General features: G+C 62.4%; 23 protein-coding genes. 12 read left to right on the forward strand and 11 right to left on the reverse strand.

Annotation, left to right across the window (positions count from 1 at the left end; translation table 11 throughout):
• Positions 1-20 precede the first annotated feature (20 nt).
• Entirely contained in the window at positions 21-590 is a 570-nt protein-coding gene (locus PspR32_RS00275) for a cytochrome c oxidase assembly protein (RefSeq protein WP_010222645.1), read from the forward strand.
• A gap of 13 nt (positions 591-603) precedes the next feature.
• Entirely contained in the window at positions 604-1,491 is an 888-nt protein-coding gene (locus PspR32_RS00280; protein ID WP_010222644.1) for a cytochrome c oxidase subunit 3, read from the forward strand.
• Between the two features lie 6 nt (positions 1,492-1,497).
• Here the strand turns inward: PspR32_RS00280 and PspR32_RS00285 are convergent, their stop codons facing one another.
• Positions 1,498-1,701, reverse strand: a complete 204-nt coding sequence (locus PspR32_RS00285; RefSeq protein ID WP_010222642.1) for a twin transmembrane helix small protein — start codon at positions 1,699-1,701, stop codon at positions 1,498-1,500.
• Positions 1,702-1,764: 63 nt separating this feature from the next.
• Between PspR32_RS00285 and PspR32_RS00290 the strand changes: the two genes are divergently transcribed.
• From PspR32_RS00290 to PspR32_RS00310, 5 genes are read left to right on the forward strand one after another with little or no spacing between them, the layout of a single operon-like run.
• Positions 1,765-2,505, forward strand: a complete 741-nt coding sequence (locus tag PspR32_RS00290) for an SURF1 family protein (protein ID WP_159387940.1) — start codon at positions 1,765-1,767, stop codon at positions 2,503-2,505.
• Positions 2,471-3,064: a hypothetical protein gene (locus PspR32_RS00295; RefSeq protein WP_026001287.1), complete on the forward strand. Its 594-nt coding sequence runs from the start codon at positions 2,471-2,473 to the stop codon at positions 3,062-3,064. The genes PspR32_RS00290 and PspR32_RS00295 overlap by 35 nt, the downstream gene beginning before the upstream one ends.
• A 9-nt stretch (positions 3,065-3,073) precedes the next feature.
• Positions 3,074-4,156, forward strand: coding sequence for a COX15/CtaA family protein (locus PspR32_RS00300; RefSeq protein ID WP_159387941.1), 1,083 nt, complete (start codon positions 3,074-3,076; stop codon positions 4,154-4,156).
• Positions 4,141-5,040 (forward strand): heme o synthase, encoded by a 900-nt coding sequence (cyoE, locus tag PspR32_RS00305; protein WP_010222637.1) that lies wholly within the window; start codon positions 4,141-4,143, stop codon positions 5,038-5,040. The genes PspR32_RS00300 and cyoE overlap by 16 nt, the downstream gene beginning before the upstream one ends.
• Positions 5,037-5,669: an SCO family protein gene (locus tag PspR32_RS00310; RefSeq protein WP_010222636.1), complete on the forward strand. Its 633-nt coding sequence runs from the start codon at positions 5,037-5,039 to the stop codon at positions 5,667-5,669. The genes cyoE and PspR32_RS00310 overlap by 4 nt, the downstream gene beginning before the upstream one ends.
• A gap of 93 nt (positions 5,670-5,762) precedes the next feature.
• On the opposite strand, the gene PspR32_RS00315 is transcribed toward PspR32_RS00310, so the two are convergent.
• The 3 genes from PspR32_RS00315 to PspR32_RS00325 form a co-directional block, all read right to left on the reverse strand.
• On the reverse strand, positions 5,763-6,533 hold the full coding sequence (locus tag PspR32_RS00315) for a MetQ/NlpA family ABC transporter substrate-binding protein (RefSeq protein WP_159387942.1): 771 nt from the start codon (positions 6,531-6,533) through the stop codon (positions 5,763-5,765).
• A gap of 62 nt (positions 6,534-6,595) precedes the next feature.
• Positions 6,596-7,267, reverse strand: coding sequence for a methionine ABC transporter permease (locus PspR32_RS00320; RefSeq protein WP_010222633.1), 672 nt, complete (start codon positions 7,265-7,267; stop codon positions 6,596-6,598).
• Positions 7,267-8,274, reverse strand: coding sequence for a methionine ABC transporter ATP-binding protein (locus PspR32_RS00325; RefSeq protein WP_036995305.1), 1,008 nt, complete (start codon positions 8,272-8,274; stop codon positions 7,267-7,269). Before PspR32_RS00325 ends, PspR32_RS00320 begins: the two co-directional genes overlap by 1 nt.
• Before the next feature lie 231 nt (positions 8,275-8,505).
• Here PspR32_RS00325 and katE point away from each other — a divergent pair, with 231 nt between their 5' ends.
• Complete coding sequence (gene katE, locus PspR32_RS00330; protein ID WP_159387943.1) at positions 8,506-10,644, forward strand: catalase HPII; 2,139 nt, start codon at positions 8,506-8,508, stop codon at positions 10,642-10,644.
• 36 nt (positions 10,645-10,680) lie between these two features.
• Here katE and PspR32_RS00335 read toward each other — a convergent pair whose 3' ends face one another.
• The 4 genes from PspR32_RS00335 to zur all read right to left on the reverse strand — a co-directional run bounded on the left by PspR32_RS00335 (position 10,681) and on the right by zur (position 13,564).
• On the reverse strand, positions 10,681-11,394 hold the full coding sequence (locus PspR32_RS00335) for a PA5502 family lipoprotein (protein WP_010222630.1): 714 nt from the start codon (positions 11,392-11,394) through the stop codon (positions 10,681-10,683).
• A 133-nt stretch (positions 11,395-11,527) separates the two neighbouring features.
• A complete protein-coding gene (gene znuB / locus PspR32_RS00340) occupies positions 11,528-12,310 on the reverse strand; it encodes a zinc ABC transporter permease subunit ZnuB (RefSeq protein ID WP_010222629.1) in 783 nt (260 codons plus the stop codon).
• On the reverse strand, positions 12,303-13,082 hold the full coding sequence (gene znuC / locus PspR32_RS00345) for a zinc ABC transporter ATP-binding protein ZnuC (protein WP_010222628.1): 780 nt from the start codon (positions 13,080-13,082) through the stop codon (positions 12,303-12,305). The genes znuB and znuC overlap by 8 nt, the downstream gene beginning before the upstream one ends.
• Positions 13,082-13,564, reverse strand: coding sequence for a zinc uptake transcriptional repressor Zur (gene zur, locus PspR32_RS00350; protein ID WP_159387944.1), 483 nt, complete (start codon positions 13,562-13,564; stop codon positions 13,082-13,084). Before zur ends, znuC begins: the two co-directional genes overlap by 1 nt.
• A 66-nt stretch (positions 13,565-13,630) precedes the next feature.
• Between zur and PspR32_RS00355 the strand changes: the two genes are divergently transcribed.
• Complete coding sequence (locus tag PspR32_RS00355; RefSeq protein WP_159387945.1) at positions 13,631-14,548, forward strand: zinc ABC transporter substrate-binding protein; 918 nt, start codon at positions 13,631-13,633, stop codon at positions 14,546-14,548.
• A gap of 63 nt (positions 14,549-14,611) precedes the next feature.
• Here the strand turns inward: PspR32_RS00355 and PspR32_RS00360 are convergent, their stop codons facing one another.
• The gene (locus PspR32_RS00360; RefSeq protein WP_159387946.1) at positions 14,612-15,562 is read right to left on the reverse strand and encodes a homoserine kinase; all 951 of its coding nucleotides are present in this window, start codon (positions 15,560-15,562) and stop codon (positions 14,612-14,614) included.
• Positions 15,563-15,626: 64 nt separating this feature from the next.
• The gene (locus PspR32_RS00365) at positions 15,627-15,914 is read right to left on the reverse strand and encodes a DUF2782 domain-containing protein (protein WP_010222622.1); all 288 of its coding nucleotides are present in this window, start codon (positions 15,912-15,914) and stop codon (positions 15,627-15,629) included.
• 74 nt (positions 15,915-15,988) lie between these two features.
• Between PspR32_RS00365 and polA the strand changes: the two genes are divergently transcribed.
• The gene (gene polA, locus PspR32_RS00370; RefSeq protein ID WP_159387947.1) at positions 15,989-18,751 is read left to right on the forward strand and encodes a DNA polymerase I; all 2,763 of its coding nucleotides are present in this window, start codon (positions 15,989-15,991) and stop codon (positions 18,749-18,751) included.
• Positions 18,752-19,052: 301 nt separating this feature from the next.
• Here polA and yihA read toward each other — a convergent pair whose 3' ends face one another.
• On the reverse strand, positions 19,053-19,685 hold the full coding sequence (gene yihA, locus PspR32_RS00375) for a ribosome biogenesis GTP-binding protein YihA/YsxC (RefSeq protein WP_010222620.1): 633 nt from the start codon (positions 19,683-19,685) through the stop codon (positions 19,053-19,055).
• A gap of 193 nt (positions 19,686-19,878) precedes the next feature.
• Here yihA and PspR32_RS00380 point away from each other — a divergent pair, with 193 nt between their 5' ends.
• Together PspR32_RS00380 and PspR32_RS00385 are read left to right on the forward strand one after the other, a co-directional pair.
• Positions 19,879-20,181, forward strand: coding sequence for a c-type cytochrome (locus PspR32_RS00380; RefSeq protein WP_010222619.1), 303 nt, complete (start codon positions 19,879-19,881; stop codon positions 20,179-20,181).
• A 33-nt stretch (positions 20,182-20,214) separates the two neighbouring features.
• Positions 20,215-20,832, forward strand: coding sequence for a c-type cytochrome (locus PspR32_RS00385; protein WP_010222618.1), 618 nt, complete (start codon positions 20,215-20,217; stop codon positions 20,830-20,832).
• Positions 20,833-20,908: the final 76 nt, after the last annotated feature.

The raw sequence follows: 20,908 nt of genomic DNA on the forward strand, positions 1-20,908 counted from the left end.
TCAGGCCCGAGGATGCAACCATGAGTGAAGGGACCTCGCTCAAGCGCCTGGTGTGGCGGCTGATGCTGCTGACCGTGGTGATGTTCGCCTTCGGTTTTGCCCTGGTGCCGATCTACGATGTGATGTGCAAAGCCTTCGGCATCAATGGCAAGACCGGCGGGCAGTATCAAGGCACCCAGGTCAGTGACATGAACCGCACGGTGAAGGTGCAGTTCATGTCGACCAACGCCAGCGACATGGTCTGGGAGTTCTACTCCACCGCCGACCAGATCGACGTCAATCCGGGAGCGGTCAACCAGATGGTGTTCATCGCCCGCAACCCGACCGACAAACCCATGAGCGCCCAGGCCATTCCCAGCATCACCCCGGCCGAGGCGGCGGCGTACTTCCACAAGACCGAATGCTTCTGCTTTACCCAGCAGGTGCTGCAGCCGGGTGAGCGCATTGAAATGCCGGTGCGCTTCATCGTCGACCGCGACCTGCCCAAGGATGTGAAACACCTGACGCTGGCTTACACGCTGTTCGATATCACCGCTCGCCACCCGCCGGTTGCACACCTGGCGGACCCGGTTGCACAGGGCGCCCGATAAGGAGAACACCACGATGGCTTCCCATGAGCACTATTACGTTCCGGCGCAAAGCAAGTGGCCGATCATTGCCACGGTCGGCATGTTCATCACGGTGTTCGGCCTGGGCACCTGGTTCAACGACCTCAAGGCCGGGCGGCCGGAGTCCCACGGGCCGTGGATTTTCTTCTTTGGCACGCTGTGCCTGGCCTACATGCTGTTCGGCTGGTTTGGCACGGTGGTCAGGGAAAGCCGTGCCGGGCTCTACAGCCCACAACTGGACCGCACGTTTCGCTGGGGCATGTCGTGGTTCATTTTCTCCGAGGTGATGTTCTTCATCGCCTTTTTCGGCGCGCTGTTCTATGTGCGCAACCTGGCCGGGCCGTGGCTCGGTGGTGATGGCGCCAAGGGCGTGGCGCACATGCTCTGGCCGAACTTCGAGTTCGCCTGGCCGCTGCTCCAGACCCCGGACCCGAAGCTGTTTCCGCCGCCCAAGGAGATCATCGACCCCTGGCACCTGCCGTTGATCAACACCATTTTGCTGGTCAGCTCCAGTGTCACGGTAACCATCGCCCACCATGCCTTGCGCAAGAATCACCGCGGGCCGCTAAAGGCCTGGCTGGCATTGACCATTCTCCTTGGCCTGGGCTTCCTGGTACTGCAGGCCTACGAGTACCACGAGGCCTATACCGAGCTGGGGCTGACCCTGGGTTCGGGTATCTACGGCGCAACCTTCTTCATGCTCACGGGGTTCCACGGTGCCCACGTGACCATGGGCACCCTGATTCTGTTCGTGATGCTGGTGCGGATCATGCGTGGGCACTTCAACGCCGACAAACACTTCGGCTTCGAGGCCGCCAGCTGGTACTGGCACTTTGTCGACGTGGTCTGGGTGGGGCTGTTTATCTTCGTTTACGTGCTGTAGCCGGGTTCAGAACGGCGCGTGGGACACCAACTGGCCGCTGTAGAACCCCCAGGTCACCAGGGCCAGGGTCAAGGCGGCCAGGGTGACCCGAACAGTGAGGGCCTTAAGCAGGCGAGTCGACTGTCCGTCGTCCTTGACCAGAAAGAACAGGCCACTGAACAGGCTGGCGATGGTCGCCAACAGCATCAGGACAATCGCGGCTTTGAGCATGGCGAAACTCCGGGGGGATGCAGTGATGAGTACAAGTATAGCGATTGACCTTTCGAGGGCCCGGTGAAGCGCTTTCGCCCCGGCATCGTGCCGACCCTGGTGGTGTTTTTGCTGCTGCCGGGGTTGATTGCGCTCGGCTGCTGGCAGCTCGGGCGGGCCGAGCAGAAACGCCAGCTGCTGCAGGTCTACGCCGAGCGCAGTGCCAGCGATGCGGTCGGCAGTGCGCAGTTGCTGCAGAGTGCAGATCCGGCCTTTCGCCGTGTGCATCTATATGGCCAATTCGATAGTCAACACAGCCTGCTGCTGGATAACCGCATGCGCGACGGTCAGGTCGGCGTCGAGCTGCTGCAACCCTTTCTCGACCAGGCCGGCGGCCTGTGGCTGTTGATCAATCGTGGCTGGCTGCCCTGGCCGGACCGGCGCATTGCGGTGCAGTTCAGCACGCCTGAGCACCCCTTGAGCCTGGACGCTTCGGTGTACGTTGCTGCGGGCGCGACCTTTCAATTGCATGCCGACCCGCAGGGGGGCAACTGGCCGCGGCTGATCACCGCCAGCGACGCCAGCACGCTGTGGCCGCAACTGGGCCGCGAAGGTTTTGCCCATGAGTTGCGCCTGGAAGCCGGCCCGGCCAGTTATCGACGGGATTGGCCGGTGGTCGCCCTGGGCCCGGAAAAACACCTGGGTTACGCCGTGCAGTGGTTTGCCCTGGCGTTGGCGCTGGTGCTGCTCTACCTCTACTTCGGCTGGCATAACAACAAGGAGAAACAGCATGGGAGCCGTCACAAGTCCACTCAACATGTCTGAAGGCAAGGCGCCGCGCAGTCGTGCGCGCGGGCGTCTGCAACTGCTGCTGATCCTGCTGGTGGTTCTCGGCCCGATGATCCTTGCCACCAGCATGTACAAACTCAAATTCTGGGTACCCGACAGCCGTAGTTACCACGGTGAAATGATCGGCAACGGCCAGACCCGCGCTGACCTTGGGGTGAGCGCTGAGGAAGGGCGCTGGCAATTGCTGGTGAGTACGCCCAAGGACTGTGGGCTGGACTGCCAGCAACTGGTGTACCTGGCCCGGCAGATCCAGATCGGCCTGGGCCGTGATGCCAGCCGCGCCAGTCATGCCCTGGCCGCCGCCCAGCCATTGGCCAGTGACTACCAGGCCAAGCTGGATCGCGAATACCCGCAATTGCAACGCTACCCCCTGGACGTGTCGCGCTACGGCACAGTCAGCCAGGGCAAACAGGATGCCCAGCTGTGGATCATCGACCCACACGGCAACCTGGTGCTGCGCTATGACGCCAGGGTCAAGGGCAAGGACTTGCTCAACGACCTGCGCCACCTGCTCAAGCTGTCCAACATCGGGTAGGACATCGCCATGGCCAGACCTGGATTTCGCCTCGCCGTCTTCGCCACCTTGCTGGCACTGGTTGTCGTCCTGCTCGGTGCCTATACCCGCCTGACCCACGCCGGCCTGGGCTGCCCGGACTGGCCGGGCTGCTATGGCTTCATCAGCGTGCCCAAGACCGAAGCACAGCTGGCCCATGCCGAGCGGCACTTTCCCGACACTCCGGTAGAGGCGCACAAGGGCCGCAACGAGATGGTCCATCGCTACTTTGCCGGCACCCTGGCCCTGGTGATCAGCCTGCTGGCCTTGCAGGCCTGGCGCCGTCATGGCCGCGATGGCCAGCCTTATCGCCTGCCTCTGCTGTTGCTCGGCGTGGTACTCGCCCAGGCGGCCTTCGGCATGTGGACGGTGACCCTCAAGCTTTGGCCGCAGGTGGTCACGGCACATCTATTGGGCGGCTTTGCCACCTTGAGCCTGTTGTTCCTGCTCAGCCTGCGCCTGTCTCGAGTCCTTGCGCCCTTGCCCAAGCTGCCGTTGAGCGTACGCCGGGTGGCGGCGCTGGGGTTGCTGGTGGTGATCGGCCAGATCGCCCTGGGTGGCTGGGTCAGCGCCAACTACGCGGCAGTCGCCTGTATCGACCTGCCGACCTGCCATGGCCAGTGGTGGCCGCAGGCGGACTTTGCCAACGGCTTTCACCTGACCCAGCACATCGGCCCCAATTACCTCGGCGGCCAGCTCGACAGCGATGCACGCACGGCGATTCATATGAGCCACCGCCTGGGTGCCTTGCTGGTGATCGCGGTCATGCTGACCCTGAGCTGGAAGCTGCATCGCCATGGTTTGCGCAGGCTGGCCGGGTTGGTGCTGCTGGCGCTGGCAGTGCAGGTGAGCTTGGGGATCAGCAACGTGCTGTTCCACCTGCCGCTGGCCGTGGCCGTGGCCCACAACGCCGGTGGCGCCTTGCTGTTGCTGAGCATGGTGCTGGTCAATTACCGCATTCGCCTGGTTGCCCAGGCCAAAGTCCGTCGGGTCAGCCAGGGCTGGCGCCTGACCCCGCTGGCTAGCGGCGGAGTCGTTCATTATCTGGGAGATAATTCATGGCGACGCTTCTGAGCGAGCGCAGGCTGCAAGCAGGCTGGCGCGATTACCTTGAGCTGACCAAGCCCAAGGTGGTGGTGCTGATGCTGATCACTTCGCTGGTCGGCATGTTTCTCGCCACCCGTGCCGGAGTGCCGTGGACCATCCTGCTGTTCGGCAACCTTGGCATCGCGTGTTGCGCCGGTGGCGCTGCGGTGGTCAACCATGTGGTGGACCGGCGCATCGACGCGCTGATGGCGCGTACGCACAAGCGCCCGATTGCCGAAGGCCGGGTGACGCCGGCGGCAGCCCTGACCTTTGCCCTGTTGTTAGCGACACTGGGCATGGCCCTGCTGCTGGTATTCACCAACGCCCTGACCGCCTGGCTGACCCTGGCCTCGCTGCTCGGCTACGCGGTGATCTACACCGGCTTTCTCAAGCGCGCCACGCCGCAGAACATCGTTATCGGCGGCCTGGCGGGTGCTGCGCCGCCACTGCTGGGCTGGGTGGCGATCAGCGGGCATATCAGCGCCGAGCCATTGCTGCTGGTGCTGATCATCTTCGCCTGGACGCCGCCGCACTTCTGGGCCCTGGCCATTCACCGCAAGGAGGAGTACGCCAAGGCTGATATTCCCATGCTGCCGGTGACCCACGGCGAGCACTACACCAAGGTGCATATCCTGCTGTACACCCTGGTGTTGCTGGCGGTCAGCCTGCTGCCCTACGCCATCCACATGAGCGGCCCGTTATACCTGGCCTGCGCCCTGGCCCTGGGCGGGCGCTTCCTGCAGTGGGCCTGGGTGTTGTACCGTGGCAGTCGGCCGCACGCGGCGATCAAGACCTTCAAGTACTCTATCTGGTACCTGTTGCTGCTGTTCATCGCGCTGCTTGTTGACCACTACCTACTGTTGAACCTATGACTCGAACCCAGAAAACCGTCTTTATTCTCGTTGCCCTGGTCGCCGTGATCCTCGGGCTTACCGTCAACAAGGTGCTCAACGGCCGCAGCGAAGGCAACCCGACCGAGCTGATCGATGCCGGCATCATCCTGCTGCCACAGAGCCGCACCGTGCCTGCCGTGGAGATGACCGACGAGCAGGGGCAGCCAGTGGTAATGGACCAGCTCAAGGGCAAGTGGTCGCTGCTGTTTTTCGGCTACACCTTCTGCCCGGACATTTGCCCGACCACCCTCGCCCAGCTGCGCCAGGTGAAAAGCGAGCTGCCCAAAGAGGCGGTTGAGCGGTTGCAGGTGGTGTTGGTCAGTGTCGACCCGAACCGCGATACCCCGGCACAGCTGAAGCAGTACCTGGGCTATTTCGACAAGGATTTTCGCGGGGTCACCGGCTCGCTGGAGAACATCCAGAAGCTGGCCAATGCGGTGAGCATTCCGTTTATTCCGGCCGATACCAGCAAGCCGAACTACACGGTCGATCACAGCGGAAACCTGGCGCTGCTGGGGCCGGATGGCAAGCAGCGCGGGTTTATCCGGGCGCCGTTCAACAACCAGAAGCTGGTTGCTCAATTGCCGGGATTGGTTAAACGCGACTGAAAAGCATCGCTGGCAAGCCAGCTCCCACAAGGTCCGGCTTTGCACCTGAACCTGTGGGCGCTGGCTTGCCAGCGATGAGGGCGATGCGGCTTATCAGAACGCCGGCTTGACCGCGCCCTTGTACTTCTCTTCGATGAACTTCTTCACTTGCGGGGTGTGCAGCGCTGCAACCAGCTTCTTCACAGCGTCCGCGTCCTTGTTGTCTGCGCGGGTCACCAGGATGTTCACGTAAGGCGAATCGCTGCCTTCGATGACCAGAGCATCTGACTCGGGGTTGAGCTTGGCTTCCAGCGCGTAGTTGGTGTTGATCAGCGCCAGGTCGACCTGGGTCAGCACGCGCGGGATGGTCGCGGCTTCCAGTTCACGGAATTTCAGGTTCTTGCTGTTCTCGGCGATGTCTTTGACGGTCGAGAGGATGTTCTTGTTGTCCTTGAGCTTGATCACTCCGGCCTTGTCCAGCAGCAGCAAGGCGCGCCCGCCGTTGGTGGCGTCGTTGGGGATGACCACGGTGGCCGTCGATGGCAGCTCGTCAAGCTTCTTGTACTTGCTCGAGTAGGCGCCCAGCGGCTCCAGGTGCACACCGGCAACGCTCACCAGTTGGGTGCCCTTGGCCTTGTTGAACTCATCCAGGTACGGCTGGTGCTGGAAGAAATTGGCATCCAGGCGCTTCTCGGCCACTTGCACGTTCGGCTGGATATAGTCGGTGAACACCTTCACCTTCAGGTCCACGCCTTCTGTGGCCAGGGCCGGTTTGACGAACTCGAGGATCTCGGCGTGCGGTACCGGGGTGGCGGCGACGGTCAGGGTCTCGGCCTGGGCGGAGAAGGCCGCAACGGCGGCGACAACAGCAAGCAGTTTTTTCATCAAATCACTCCTTGTGAGGGCCGATCCGGCCCCCGGTGCGTCGGCAGCGCCGACCCATGGGGTTACTTACGGGAAAAATGCACAACCAGTTTGTCGCCCACGCTCTGCAGGACTTGAACCAGTACCAGCAGCAGGACCACGGTGACTACCATCACGTCGGTCTGGAAGCGTTGATAACCGAAGCGGATCGCCAGGTCACCGAGGCCGCCAGCGCCCACCACACCGGCCATCGCGGTGTACGACACGAGGGTAATGGCGGTGACGGTAATGGCTGCGAAGATGCCCGGACGGGCCTCGGGCAGCAAAGCGTTGATGATGATCTGGCGGGTAGTGGCGCCCATCGATTGGGTGGCTTCGATGATGCCGCGGTCGACTTCACGCAGCGCGGTTTCCACCAGGCGAGCGAAGAATGGCGTGGCACCGACCACCAGTGGCGGGATGGCCCCGGCGACGCCCAGCGAGGTGCCGGTGATCAGCACGGTAAACGGGATCATCACGATCAGCAGGATGATGAACGGCAGCGAGCGCAGAATGTTCACCACCAGCGACAGCAGCGCGTACACGCCCTTCTGTTCGAACAGCTGGCGCGGGCCGCAAAGGAACAACAGCACGCCCAGCGGCAGGCCGAGCAGCACGGTGAAGAACAGCGAGCCGAACAGCATGATCATGGTGTCGATAGTAGCCAGCCAGATTTCGGCCCAGTCGACGTTGGCAAAGAAACTCAAGGCGTCCATCAACGCAGTACCTCCATATGAACATCAGCCGCAGTGAAGCGGGCGAACGCCGCTTCCATGTCGCCGCCAGTGACGGCCAGGGTCAGTTGCCCATACGGGGTGTCCTTGATGCGGTCGATGCGTCCAGCCAGGATACTGTAGTCCACACCGGTTTCCCGGGCGACGGTGCCCAGGAGCGGTGCGTAGGTCGAATCGCCCTGGAAGGTCAGACGCACAATGCGGCCTGGCACGTGGGCGAAGTCGTCGCGCTGTTCGTTTTCGTCGATCTGCTCGTCTTCCTGGACGAAGCGCTTGGTGGTCGGGTGCTGAGGGTGCAGGAACACATCGGCCACCGGGCCTTGCTCGACGATCTGACCGGCGTCCATCACCGCTACGCGGTCACAGACCCGGCGGATTACGTCCATTTCATGGGTGATCAGCACGATGGTCAGCTTCAGCTCGCGGTTGATCTCGGCCAGCAGCTGCAACACCGAGGCGGTGGTCTGCGGATCGAGGGCGCTAGTGGCTTCGTCGCACAGCAGGATCTTCGGTTTGGTGGCCAGGGCGCGGGCGATGCCGACGCGCTGCTTCTGGCCGCCGGAGAGCTGTGCCGGGTATTTTTTCGCGTGATCGGACAGGCCGACGCGGGCCAGCAGTTCGTTGACGCGGGCGTCGATTTCCTTGCGCGACAGCTCGCCCGCGAGGGTCAGTGGCAGGGCCACGTTGTCGGCGACGGTCTTGGAGGCCAGCAGGTTGAAGTGCTGGAAGATCATCCCGACTTGCTGGCGGAAACCCCGAAGATCATTGGCGTTGAACGCGGTGACGTCTTCGCCGTCGACAATGATCTTGCCGCCGCTCGGCGCTTCCAGGCGGTTGATCAGGCGCAGCAGGGTACTTTTACCGGCACCGGAATGGCCGATCAGCCCGAACACCTGGCCGTCTTCGACGCTCAGGTTGGTCGGGTGCAGTGCGGGGATATCCCTACCGGCTACGCGGTAGGTTTTATGAACATTTTGAAACTCGATCACGTAGCGAACCTTGTGGGGCGCATGGGAATGGGGTCAGCGGTTAGCCGGGCGCGCATTTTAGCCTGTTCGTATAGAGGTTCTTAGCATTTATTTCGCAATTGACCAATGCTACTGGAATAACGCGATCAGTGGTCAATCCGAAGGAACGCCTGCAGGGGCCATCAGTCACTACTGAATAGGGCCCGCCGTGGGGTCGAACCGTAGGACTGATTGAGTGAGGAGAGCACACTGATGCCCAGCAAGAAGAACCCGCCCAAGGAAAGCCAACTCGCCGGTACCCAGACCCCGGACCGCGCCAATACCAACGCCAAGCTGCAAAGCCTGGAAACCTTTCGCAGTGACGCCACTGGCCAGGCGCTGCGCACCAACCAGGGGGTCAAGGTTGCCGACAACCAGAACACCCTGAAAGCCGGTGACCGAGGCCCGTCGCTGCTGGAAGACTTCATCATGCGTGAAAAGATCACGCATTTTGACCATGAGCGTATCCCCGAGCGCATCGTCCATGCCCGCGGTACCGGGGCCCATGGCTATTTCCAGGCCTATGAATCACATGCCGCGTTGACCAAGGCCGGTTTTCTCCAGGCCCCGGAGAAAATCACCCCGGTGTTCGTGCGCTTTTCCACCGTTCAGGGCCCGCGTGGCTCGGGTGATACCGTGCGCGATGTGCGCGGTTTTGCCGTGAAGTTCTTTACCGAAGAAGGCAACTTCGACCTGGTCGGCAATAACATGCCAGTGTTTTTCATCCAGGATGCGATCAAGTTTCCCGACTTCGTCCATGCAGTAAAACCTGAGCCACACAACGAAATGCCCACCGGCGGCTCGGCCCACGACACCTTCTGGGACTTCGTCTCACTGGTGCCGGAGTCGGCGCACATGGTGATCTGGGCAATGTCCGATCGTGCCATTCCAAAAAGCCTGCGGACCATGCAGGGCTTCGGCGTGCATACGTTTCGCCTGATCAATGCCCAAGGCAAATCGAGCTTCGTCAAATTCCACTGGAAACCCAAAGCCGGCGTGTGTTCGCTGCTTTGGGACGAAGCGCAGAAGCTGGCGGGCAAAGACACCGATTACCACCGCCGTGATCTGTGGGAAGCGATTGAAACTGGCAATTACCCGGAATGGGAGTTCGGCGTGCAGATCGTCGCTGAAGAGGACGAGCACAAGTTCGACTTCGACCTGCTCGACCCGACCAAGATCATCCCCGAAGAGCTGGTGCCGGTGACGCCGCTGGGCAAGATGGTGCTCAACCGCAACCCGGACAATTTCTTTGCCGAAACCGAACAGGTTGCCTTCTGCCCTGGGCATATCGTCCCCGGCATCGACTTCTCCAACGACCCGCTGCTGCAGGGCCGGTTGTTTTCCTATACCGATACCCAAATCAGCCGGCTAGGCGGGCCGAACTTTCACGAGATTCCGATCAACCGTCCGCTGGCCCCTAACCACAACGGCCAGCGCGATGCGCAGCACCGCACCACGCTGGACAAGGGCCGCGCCTCCTACGAGCCCAACTCGATCGACGGCGGCTGGCCCAAGGAGACTGCGCCAGCAGCCAGCGAGGGTGGTTTCGAGTCGTATCCGGAGCGCATCGAAGCGCACAAGGTGCGCCAGCGCAGCCCATCATTTGCCGACCACTTCTCCCAGGCGCGGTTGTTCTTCCAGAGCATGAGCCCGACCGAGCAGGAGCACATCATCAGTGCCTACAGCTTCGAGCTGGGCAAAGTTGAACGGGAGTTCATCCGCGCCCGTGAAGTCAACGAGATCCTCGCCAATATCGACCTCACGCTGGCGGCGCGGGTGGCCGCCAACCTTGGCCTGCCGGCACCGAAGAAAGGCACGGTGGATGTGCCTCAGCCAAGCCTTAAACAATCCCCGGCACTGAGCCAGATGAACTTGCTCGGCGAAGGCATCAAGGGCCGCAAGGTGGCGGTGCTGGTGGCTGATGGCGTGGATGGTGTCAGTGTCGATAGCCTGGTCAAGGCGCTGGAAGCCGAGAGCGCGCAGATCAAGATCCTTGGCCCGAGCTCGGCGCCGGTAAAAACCGCCCAGGGCAAGGCGCTGGCGGTGGATGCCTCAATGGAAGGCATGCCGTCGGTGATCTTCGATGCGGCCTGGGTGCCGGGCGGCAAGGCTTCGCTTCAGGCCCTGGCCGGTGACGGTGTGGCGCTGCACTTTCTGCTTGAAGCCTACAAGCACCTCAAGCCGATTGGCTTGGCCAGCGAAGCGCAAGCCGTGCTCGACAAGCTGGGGCTCAAGGCCGACAGCGGTTTGCTGCTGGGCAATGATGACAAAGCCTACAAGGCCTTCATCACGGCAATCAGCAAGCATCGGGTGTGGGAGCGTGAGGCCGCAGCGAAAGCCATTCCGGCGTGATGCACAAACAGGGTGCCCATCAGGGCACCCTGTTTGTCATGGGCGGCGTGGGATCAGCACCGCCTGGGCAGGCTGGTTGCGGTGAATCTCGTGGCTTTGCTGCAAGGCAAAATCACCATCGAGTTTTTTCACCCGTTTGCCCAGCAAGGTTTGCAGCCAGGGTGCATCCTGCTTGCGTGGCACCTGGAACACCACATCGCACTGGTAATTGACCACATCGCTGGCGATGTCATCCAGTTGCTTGCGCATTTCGCGAATATTGGTGGTTTTCAATGCAACCACGGTGTTGGGCGCCGTCGGGTCGATAAGCTTGGCGGCCGGGCGGGCTTCGGCGGCTTTCAGGGCAGCCTCGGCTTTATCGAGCTCGGCCTTGCGCGCCTGGGCGATCGCACCGTTGACGCCACCGGTCAGCGCCGGCGCCTTGGGCATCAGCGCACGGGCGCGGGCCAATGCGGTGGCTGCCGCATTCACATCGCCCTTTTGCAGGACGATCTGGCTGCGTTGCAGGTAGGCTTCGGCCAGCTGACGCTGGTACTGCTCGATCCGGCTGTCATTCGGCGCCTGGCTCTGCAGGGTGGCGAGCTGATCTTCGGCAGTGGCCAGCTCGCTGCTGGCGATGCTGTGCTCCAGCTGCTGCCAGGCATCAGGCTGGGCAGGCACGGCGGCGTTGTCGGCCGGGGTGCTGGAGCACGCGGCGAGGATCAGCGAAAACGCGGCAAGGAGCAGATAACGGGAGGCGAACGGCTTCATTCCTGCGACTCTCTATTTGCGCAAAAAGCGAGCAAGTCTACACCCAGTCCGCAGACTCGAAAATAACTCTTCAGGATCCTGCGTGCTTTTTAAATGTCGCAGGGTGCAACCGCCGAGGCTGCACCCCACGGCTTCAGCGCCGGGGCAGTGCCAGGCTCAGCAAGAATAGCACTGCGGCGCAGACCACGATGGACGGCCCGGCCGGGGTGTCCTTGAACCACGACAGCGCCAGGCCGCCGCATACTGCGGTAACCCCCAGCAGGCTGGCGCCCAGGGCCATCTGTTCCGGCGAGCGGGCGTGACGTTGCGCCGCAGCGGCGGGAATGATCAGCAGCGAAGTGATCAGCAGCACGCCGACGATTTTCATCGCCACGGCAATCACCACGGCAATCAGCAGCATCAGCGCCAGGCGCAGCGCAACGACAGGCAAGCCCTCGACCATGGCCAGCTCTTCATGCACGGTGACCGCCAGCAGCGGGCGCCACAGCACCACCAGCAACAGCAGCACCGCAGTGCTGCCGCCGAGAATCCAGGCCAGATCCCCCGGGCTGATCGCCAGCAGGTCGCCGAACAGATACGCCATCAGGTCGATGCGCACATCGTGCATGAAGCTCAGTACAACCAGGCCGAGTGAAAGCGTGCTGGGCGCAAGAATGCCCAGCAGGGTGTCGGAGGCCAGTGGCTGACGCTGCTGGAGGGTCACCAGCAGGATCGCCAGCAATAGGCAGCCGACGGTGACCGCCAAGGCCGGGCTGACATCCAGCACGAAACCCAGAGCAACACCGAGCAGCGCGGCATGGGACAGGGTATCGCCGAAATAGGCCATGCGCCGCCAGACCACAAAGGACCCCAGAGGGCCTGCAACCAATGCCAGCGCCAGACCTGCGAGCAGGGCGTAAAGCAGAAAATCAGCCATGCTTGCAGTGATCTCCATGAACGTGGCCGCCTTTGGCCGGGGCGACCACCGAACCGTGCAGGTCGTGGGCGTGGTCGTGATGGTGGTGATAGATCGCCAGGCTCGGCGCGTTGCTGCCGAACAGTTCGACAAAGGCCGGATCACCGCTGACCTGCTCCGGGTGACCGGAACAGCAGACGTGGCGGTTGAGGCAAACCACCTGATCGGTGGTGCTCATGACCAGGTGCAGGTCGTGGGAAACCATCAGCACGCCGCAGCCGTGGCGGTCGCGCAGGCGGGTGATCAGGCTGTACAGCTCGGACTGGCCCGCAACGTCGACGCCCTGCACCGGCTCATCGAGCACCAGCAGCTCGGGCTCGCGCAACAAGGCACGGGCCAGCAGTACGCGCTGCATTTCGCCACCGGAAATACCCTGGATAGGGCTGTCGATGACGTGTTCGGCGCCGACTTCCTTGAGCGCCGACAAGGCCGCCGCGCGATCAACACCGGGCACCAGGCGCAAAAAGCGCAGCACCGAGAGCGGCAAGGTGGCATCGACCTGGAGCTTTTGCGGCATGTAGCCGACGCGCAACCGCGGTTTGCGCCAGACCGTGCCGGTATGCGGCTTGAGCAGGCCCAGGACGGCGCGCACCAGGGTGGTTTTGCCGGCCCCATTGGGGCCGATCAGGGTGACGATCTGCCCGGGCTCCACGGCCAGGTCGATGCTGTCGAGCACCGCTTGCCCGGCGAAGCTCACGCCCACCTGTTCGAGGCGAATCAGCGCATTGCTCATCAGGCGCTCCGGCAGTTACTGCACAGGCCGACCACTTCGACCGTCTGTGCTTCGACGCTGAAACCGACGTCTTTGGCGCTGGCGACAATGGCGTCGCTGATGCTGCTCTGCTCAAGCTCGATGGCCACGTGGCATTCGCGGCAGATCAGGAACTGGCCCTGATGCGCGTGTTCGGGGTGGCTGCAGCCGATAAAGGCGTTGAGTGAGGCAATGCGGTGCACCAGGCTGTTTTCCAGAAGGAAGTCCAGCGCCCGGTAGACGGTGGGCGGCGCCGCCCGGCGGCCATCCTGCTCGCTCAGCACGGCGAGGATGTCGTAGGCACCCAGTGGCTTGTGGCTCTGCCATACCAGTTCCAGCACACGCCGGCGCAAGGCGGTCAGGCGCACACCCTGGCGTGAGCACAGCGCATCGGCCTCGGCCAGGGCGCTGTGCACGCAATGGGAGTGGTCGTGGGGGCGGTTGGCCAACGGGGTTTTAGGCATGAGCGGCGACGGTTCTGGTTGGAGACGTTATTATGTTACCTGTTTCAGCCCCTGTGAGTGGTCATCGTGTCCCGAATTTTTGCCCTTTTTGTCGCTTTTACCGCCACCCTGGTGATGGCTCAGGCACAGGCCGAAGTGCGTGTGCTGACCAGTATCAAGCCCCTGCAGCAGATTGCTGCGGCGGTCCAGGACGGTGTCGGCACGCCTGAAGTGCTGCTGCCGCCAGGCGCTTCGCCGCACCATTACGCCCTGCGCCCTTCCGACGTACGGCGCGTGGGCGACGTCGAGCTGTTGTACTGGATCGGCCCGGACATGGAAGGCTTCCTGCCGCGGGTGCTCAAGACCCGCAGCAAGCCAAGCGTCGCCGTGCAGGGCCTGGCGGGTCTGCATCTGCGCCACTTTGGCGAAGATAGCCACTCCCACGACGAAGATGGCGACGATCATGATCACGATCACCGCCCGGGCAGCCTCGATGCCCATCTGTGGCTGTCGTCGGTCAACGCCCGGGTGATTGCGGCGAAGATGGCGGCTGACCTGAGCGCTGCCGACCCGGCCAATGCCGCACGTTACCAGAGCAACCTCAAGACCTTTGGCGAGCGTATGGATGCGTTGGATGCGCGTCTGAAAAAGCGTATGGCAGACATCAGCGGCAAGCCGTTCTTCGTCTTCCATGAAGCGTTTGACTACTTCGAGTCGGCCTATGGCCTGAAGCACACCGGCGTGTTCAGCGTGGCAGCGGAAGTACAGCCGGGTGCCCAGCACGTGGCGGCGATGCGCAAGCGTCTGCAGGAGGTGGGCAAGACCTGTGTGTTCAGCGAGCCGCCATTGCGCCCGCGCTTGGCCGAGACGCTGACGGCGGGGCTGCCGGTGACGCTGGCGGAGCTGGATGCATTGGGCGGGACGGCGCCGGCCAGTGCCCGGGGGTATGAGCAGTTGCTGGAGACGCTGGGCAATGATCTGGCGGGGTGTCTGGAGAAGTTGTGACGCCCTGATCGCGGGGTAAACCCGCTCCAACCTATTGTAGGAGCGGGCTTGCCCCGCGATGCTTCAAATCGCAAACGGCAATGCAATCTCCACCTGCTGGCGCGCTGCCAGGCGCACTTCAAAGTCCGCCGGATCGTGAATCAGCACGTCCATCCCGGCAAACGACTCGGCAGCAATCAAGCGCGACAGCCAGAAGCGCACGCAGGCAATGCGCAACATCACCGGCCACAGGTTGGCCTCGGCCGAAGTGAACGGCCGCAGCGCCGCATAAGCCCCCAGCAACGCCCGTGCCCGCGGGCCGTCGATGATCCCGGCGTCATCGCAGCACCAGTCGTTCAGGGTGATCGCCAGGTCGTAGAGCATCGGCCCCGAGCAGGCGTTGTAGAAGTCGATCAGGCCGGTCAGGTGGGTGCCTTCGAACAGCACGTTGTCGCGGAACAGGTCCGCGTGCAGGTTGGCCCGTGGCAGGGCCATGATCTGCGCCTTGTGCTCGACGATTTCGTCCAGGCACGCCTGCAGCAACTGGCGTTGTTCGGCATTCAGGCGCGGCATCAGCTCGGCACCGGTTTCCAGCATCCAGTCCAGGCCGCGGTCGGTCTTGCGCTCCAGCACTCTGTCGCGGGTGGCCAGGTGCAGGTGCCCGAGCAGCTCACCCACTTGCACGCAGTGCTGGTTGTTGGCGGTCTTGATGTGCTTGCCCGGCAGCCGTGGCTGCAGCAGCGCAGGCTTGCCGGCCAGCTCGCGCAGGGCCACGCCGTCGTTGCCACGCAAGGCGTACGGTACCGGCAGGTCGGCCTCATGCAGCACATCGAGCAGTTCGATGAAGAACGGCAGGTCCTGGATCGGCCCGCGTTCGACCAGCGTCAGCACGTACTCCCCCTGTTCCAGGCTGACAAAGAAGTTGCTGTTCTCGGTACCGGCGGCAATGCCCTGGAAGTCCCGCAGGCGGCCCAGGCCGTACGGTGCCAGAAAGGTTTCCAGCTCAGGCCGGGTCAGGGGGGTGAAGACTGACATGATCAAAAATTGCCCATACGGGCACTTCAGCAGGGAAGTGCCAGGTTGATGTAAAGGGTACGGCCTACCACTCGAAGATTTTCCACGACGGGATCAGCATGTCCGGTTGGTCGGAGCGGATGAAATTGCCCTCCGAGCCATCAGCGCGTACCAGGAAGTAAGGTTTGCCGTTTTTCGGGGTCACCTTGATTGCATACAGGAAGCCATTTTGCCGGTATTCCTGGATGGTTTTGTCGCCTTCCGTGCGAATGGTTACATCCGGATCAGCCGACGGCGCGTCATCCGCTGCCATTGTGACGACCGGAGTGACTGCCAACAGGCTGAGCAGCAACAGGCGATTTAGTGTACGCATGATAACCTTGTCCCTTTGTCGTCAATGTTCCGGACATTCTAGCGCCGGGCCCGTCGAAAAGGTTGATTCTGCTCATGAGCCAAGCTCCCCTCGTCCTGGTGGACGGTTCCTCGTACCTGTACCGCGCCTTTCACGCGCTGCCACCACTGACTACCTCCAAGGGCCTGCCGACCGGCGCGGTCAAGGGCGTGCTGAACATGCTCAAGAGCCTGCGCAAGCAGTATCCGGACAGCCTGTTCGCGGTGGTCTTCGACGCCAAGGGCGGCACCTTTCGCGACGAAATGTTCGCCGAGTACAAGGCCAACCGGCCGAGAATGCCCGACGACCTGCGGGTGCAGATCGAGCCGCTGCACGCCAGCGTGCGTGCCCTGGGCTACCCGCTGCTGTGTGTCGAAGGCGTGGAAGCCGACGACGTTATCGGCACTCTGGCCCGCAGCAGCGCCGCCGCCGGGCGTCCGGTGATCATCTCCACGGGCGACAAGGACATGGCGCAGTTGGTCGACGGCCACATTACGCTGGTCAACACCATGACCGGTAGCGTGCTCGACGTGGCTGGCGTACACGAGAAATTCGGCGTCGGTCCTGAACACATCATCGATTTCCTTGCCCTGATGGGCGACAAGGTCGACAACATCCCGGGCGTGCCGGGGGTGGGCGAAAAGACTGCGGTGGGCCTGCTGACCGGAATCGGCGGGGGCCTGAGCGACCTGTACCAGAACCTCGACAAGGTTCCGGCGCTGGCCATTCGCGGCGCCAAGACCCTGCCGGCGAAGCTTGAAGAGCACCGTGACGCGGCGTTTCTGTCCTATGAGCTGGCCACCATCAAGATCGACGTGCCGCTGGACGTTGAAGTCGATGCGCTGGTCTGCGGCGAGCCGGACCGTGACGCGCTGCTGGCGCTGTACACCGAAATGGAATTCAAGAGCTGGATCGACGAAGTTCAGCGCGATGCCAAGCGCGCTGGCCAGGACGTCGCGGTCCAAGCGCCGCAGGAAGTGGTCGAGGCCCAGTACGAAACCATCCTCGACCAGGCCCGATTCGATGCCTGGCTGGAGAAGCTGCGCCAGGCACCGCTGTTCGCGTTCGACACCGAAACCACTGGCCTCGATGCCCAGCAGGCGCAACTGGTGGGTGTGTCGTTCGCCGTTCAGGCCCATGAAGGCGCTTACGTGCCGCTGACCCATTCCTACATGGGGGTGCCCGAGCAGCTCGATCGCGACAGCGTGTTGCTGGCGCTCAAGCCGTTGCTGGAAGACCCGGCTAAGGTCAAGGTGGCGCAGAACGCCAAGTATGACATGAACATCCTGGCCAACTGCGCCATCGGTGGGGACTTTGCCAACGGCATCCAGATGCAGGGCGTGGCCTACGACACCATGCTCGAGTCCTACGTGCTCGACTCCACTGCCACCCGTCATGACATGGACAGCCTGGCGCTCAAGTACCTGAACCACACCACCATCGGCTTTACCGACATCGCCGGCAAAGGTGCCAAGCAGCTGACCTTCGACCAGATCACCCTGGAGCAGGCCGGCCCTTATGCCGCCGAAGACGCCGACGTCACCCTGCGCCTGCACCAGACCCTGCAGCAGAAGCTTGCGCTGATTCCGAGCCTGCAAGCGGTGCTCAGCGACATCGAAATGCCGCTGGTGCCGGTGCTGGCCAAGATCGAGCGCCAGGGCGCGCTGGTCGATGCCAAACTGCTGGGCGTGCAGAGCGTGGAGCTGGGCGAGAAGATGCTCGAGCTGGAGCGCCAGGCGTTCGAGATCGCCGGTGAGGAGTTCAACCTCGGTTCGCCCAAGCAGTTGGGCGTGATCCTCTACGACAAGCTGGGCATGCCTGTGCTCAACAAGACCGCCAAGGGCCAGGCTTCCACCGCCGAAGCGGTGCTGGCGGAACTGGCCGACATGGACTTCCCGCTGCCCAAGGTGCTGATGCAGTACCGCTCCCTGAGCAAGCTCAAGAGCACCTACACCGATCGCCTGCCGGAACAGATCAACCCGCGCACCGGGCGGATCCACACCTCCTACCATCAGGCGGTGGCGGCGACCGGACGCCTGTCGTCCAGCGACCCGAACCTGCAGAACATTCCGATCCGCACCGCCGAAGGCCGGCGCATCCGTCAGGCCTTTGTCGCCGCACCGGGCTACAAACTGCTGGCGGCGGACTATTCGCAGATCGAGCTGCGGATCATGGCCCATCTGGCCCAGGACGAAGGCCTGCTGCACGCCTTTCGCAACGACCTGGACGTGCACCGCGCCACCGCTGCCGAAGTGTTCGGCGTTGAGCTGGAACAGGTCACTACCGACCAGCGGCGTAGCGCCAAGGCCATCAACTTCGGCCTGATCTACGGCATGAGCGCCTTTGGCCTGGCCAAGCAGATCGGCGTCGACCGCAAACAGTCCCAGGCCTACATCGATCGTTACTTCGCCCGCTACCCAGGCGTACTGGCCTACATGGAACGCACCCGCGCCCAGGCTGCCGAGCAAGGCTATGTCGAGACCCTGTTTGGCCGGCGCTTGTACCTGCCGGAGATCAACGCCAAGAACCCGGCCCTGCGCAAAGGCGCCGAGCGCACTGCAATCAACGCGCCGATGCAGGGCACTGCCGCCGATATCATCAAGCGCGCCATGGTCGCTGTGGACAACTGGCTGACTGCTTCGGGCCTGGATGCCCGGGTGATCCTCCAGGTACACGACGAACTGGTGCTGGAGGTGCGCGAAGACCTGGTCGAGCAGGTGCGTGAGCAAATTCGTCCACACATGAGCGGCGCTGCCCAGTTGGATGTTCCGCTGCTGGTTGAGGTCGGAGTGGGGGCAAATTGGGACGAAGCGCACTAAAAATGCGCTGAAATTCGGGGAAAAGCTGCGGCATATCGTCGCGGCTTTTTGGCGGCCTGATGCTGCTATTGCCGGAAATTTCCCATCTATCGCAAATAGTTTTTAAACGCCCGGAACTAAACCGGTGAACGGCGACTCAGAGTATCTGAATGGCTGGTGAAGCCCTTCGATGCTCCTATGTTGTGTTAAGTGTTGGCAGATCTCTGGACCCCGCCCTAGCGGTCCGGAACTTGAACCCCGAACTTCCCCCTCCCCATACGAAGTCCGGGGTTTTTTTTGCCCGGCGTTTACCGGGCGGCCCTTATTCCGCAGGCTTGTCCGGCAGTTCCATCCAGCGTGCCAGCACCCCGTAGGCCTCTTCCAGGCCCTGGCGCTTGGGTGCCGAGAACAGTTGGATCGAGACGCTGTCGCCCCACCCTTTGCGAATTTCCGCCTGCACTTTGAGCAAGGTGTTCTTGGCTGCGCCGAAGGTCAGCTTGTCGGCCTTGGTCAGCAGGATGTGCATCGGCATGCCCGAGGCGCGCGACCAGTCGAGCATCATCATGTCGAAGTCGGTCATCGGATGGCGCACGTCCATCATCAGGATCAAGCCCTTCAAGGCCTCGCGGCTGCCCAGGTAGGCCTCCAGGTGGCGCTGCCAGTGCTGCTTGAGCGGGATGGGTACCTTGGCATAACCGTAGCCTGGCAAGTCGACCAAACGCCGTTCATCGTCCAGACTGAAGAAGTTCAACAGCTGGGTGCGCCCCGGGGTTTTCGAGGTCCGCGCCAGGCTGGCGTGGGTCAGGGTGTTCAGGGCGCTGGACTTGCCAGCGTTGGAGCGGCCGGCAAAGGCTACTTCATAGCCCTGATCGGGCGGACACTGGTCGACCTTGGCAGCACTGATGGCGAATTTGGCCTGTTGGCAGAGGCCGAGGATGGGGTTTTTGACTTGCATGGGATATCCGGTGTGGGCGTTGCCAGAGACGGGCTCGGCAAGCGGTGTCGTTTCCGTTTCAGTAACGGGAGTATATAATGCCCCAGATTTTGTGTGCGCATTATCCCAGCGTAGGAGGATGTGCACGGGGGCATCGGATTCAAGCTTGCGCATTAGAACGCAGTGCAGCCCCCAACCCTGAAAGGTCGTTTGCATGACGAAATGGCTGCTTGTTGTCGGTGTCTTGATACCGTTATTCAGCGCTCAGGCTACACAGGATCCCGAGGCGTTGTACAACCGCACGTGTGCGGCTTGTCATGCCGGGCAGCTGCCACAGGCACCGAAAGCGGGTGATCGTGCGGCTTGGGAGCCAAGACTGGCGAAGGGTATGGAGATGCTGGTGGTGCATGTCACCCAGGGTTTCAAGGCTATGCCAATGCGTGGATTGTGCATGGACTGCAGTGCCGAGGACTACCAGGCAGTCATCCAGTGGATGAGCCGGAGTCCCGATACATAACTCTTTCACCCTTAGCCGTAGTTGGATTAGCTGATGAACAAACTACTCGTGAGTCTGCTGTTGACCTTGGGCATCACCGGTGCAGCCAATGCCGCAGAGCCTATCAAAGGGGATGCCGCTGCTGGTCAGGCCAAAACTGCTGTATGTGGCGCTTGTCACAATCCGGACGGCAATAGCCTGGCGCCGAACTTCCCGAAACTTGCAGGCCAGGGTGAGAAGTACCTGGAAAAACAATTGCACGACATCAAGTCGGGCAAGCGCACCGTGCTGGAGATGACCGGCATGCTGGCCGCTTTCAGCGACCAGGACCTGGCGGATATCGCCACCTACTTCTCCAGTCAGAAAGGCAGCGTCGGCGCCGCTGATCCGAAGCTGGTCGAACGTGGCCGCGCGCTGTTCAACGGCGGTGACGTCGAAAAAGGCCTGCCGGCCTGCACCGGTTGCCACTCGCCTAATGGCGCTGGCATTGCCCTGGCCGGCTTCCCGCACCTGGGTGGCCAGCACTCCACCTACGTGGCCAAACAGCTGACCGACTTCCGCGAAGGCAACCGTACCAACGATGGCGACGCCACCACCATGCGCACCATCGCTGCCAAGTTGAGCAACAAGGACATCGAAGCGCTGTCCAGCTACATCCAGGGTCTGCATTGATCCGCGCTTTAACGCTGGGTTAATACTGCGGCGCAAAGATGAAAAGGGTGGCTTCGGCTGCCCTTTTTTGTGCCCG

This window comes from Pseudomonas sp. R32 (genome assembly GCF_009866705.1).
Taxonomy (GTDB): Bacteria; Pseudomonadota; Gammaproteobacteria; order Pseudomonadales; family Pseudomonadaceae; genus Aquipseudomonas; species Aquipseudomonas donghuensis.

What these genes read in the sequence shown, in the direction of transcription:
- PspR32_RS00275 (WP_010222645.1), top strand. Translation starts at nt 21, where the DNA reads ATGAGTGAAGGGACCTCGCTCAAGCGCCTGGTGTGGCGGCTGATGCTG.
- PspR32_RS00280 (WP_010222644.1), top strand. Translation starts at nt 604, where the DNA reads ATGGCTTCCCATGAGCACTATTACGTTCCGGCGCAAAGCAAGTGGCCG.
- PspR32_RS00285 (WP_010222642.1), bottom strand. Translation starts at nt 1,701, where the DNA reads ATGCTCAAAGCCGCGATTGTCCTGATGCTGTTGGCGACCATCGCCAGC.
- PspR32_RS00295 (WP_026001287.1), top strand. Translation starts at nt 2,471, where the DNA reads ATGGGAGCCGTCACAAGTCCACTCAACATGTCTGAAGGCAAGGCGCCG.
- PspR32_RS00300 (WP_159387941.1), top strand. Translation starts at nt 3,074, where the DNA reads ATGGCCAGACCTGGATTTCGCCTCGCCGTCTTCGCCACCTTGCTGGCA.
- cyoE (WP_010222637.1), top strand. Translation starts at nt 4,141, where the DNA reads ATGGCGACGCTTCTGAGCGAGCGCAGGCTGCAAGCAGGCTGGCGCGAT.
- PspR32_RS00310 (WP_010222636.1), top strand. Translation starts at nt 5,037, where the DNA reads ATGACTCGAACCCAGAAAACCGTCTTTATTCTCGTTGCCCTGGTCGCC.
- PspR32_RS00315 (WP_159387942.1), bottom strand. Translation starts at nt 6,533, where the DNA reads ATGAAAAAACTGCTTGCTGTTGTCGCCGCCGTTGCGGCCTTCTCCGCC.
- PspR32_RS00320 (WP_010222633.1), bottom strand. Translation starts at nt 7,267, where the DNA reads ATGGACGCCTTGAGTTTCTTTGCCAACGTCGACTGGGCCGAAATCTGG.
- katE (WP_159387943.1), top strand. Translation starts at nt 8,506, where the DNA reads ATGCCCAGCAAGAAGAACCCGCCCAAGGAAAGCCAACTCGCCGGTACC.
- PspR32_RS00335 (WP_010222630.1), bottom strand. Translation starts at nt 11,394, where the DNA reads ATGAAGCCGTTCGCCTCCCGTTATCTGCTCCTTGCCGCGTTTTCGCTG.
- znuB (WP_010222629.1), bottom strand. Translation starts at nt 12,310, where the DNA reads ATGGCTGATTTTCTGCTTTACGCCCTGCTCGCAGGTCTGGCGCTGGCA.
- znuC (WP_010222628.1), bottom strand. Translation starts at nt 13,082, where the DNA reads ATGAGCAATGCGCTGATTCGCCTCGAACAGGTGGGCGTGAGCTTCGCC.
- zur (WP_159387944.1), bottom strand. Translation starts at nt 13,564, where the DNA reads ATGCCTAAAACCCCGTTGGCCAACCGCCCCCACGACCACTCCCATTGC.
- PspR32_RS00360 (WP_159387946.1), bottom strand. Translation starts at nt 15,562, where the DNA reads ATGTCAGTCTTCACCCCCCTGACCCGGCCTGAGCTGGAAACCTTTCTG.
- PspR32_RS00365 (WP_010222622.1), bottom strand. Translation starts at nt 15,914, where the DNA reads ATGCGTACACTAAATCGCCTGTTGCTGCTCAGCCTGTTGGCAGTCACT.
- polA (WP_159387947.1), top strand. Translation starts at nt 15,989, where the DNA reads ATGAGCCAAGCTCCCCTCGTCCTGGTGGACGGTTCCTCGTACCTGTAC.
- yihA (WP_010222620.1), bottom strand. Translation starts at nt 19,685, where the DNA reads ATGCAAGTCAAAAACCCCATCCTCGGCCTCTGCCAACAGGCCAAATTC.
- PspR32_RS00380 (WP_010222619.1), top strand. Translation starts at nt 19,879, where the DNA reads ATGACGAAATGGCTGCTTGTTGTCGGTGTCTTGATACCGTTATTCAGC.
- PspR32_RS00385 (WP_010222618.1), top strand. Translation starts at nt 20,215, where the DNA reads ATGAACAAACTACTCGTGAGTCTGCTGTTGACCTTGGGCATCACCGGT.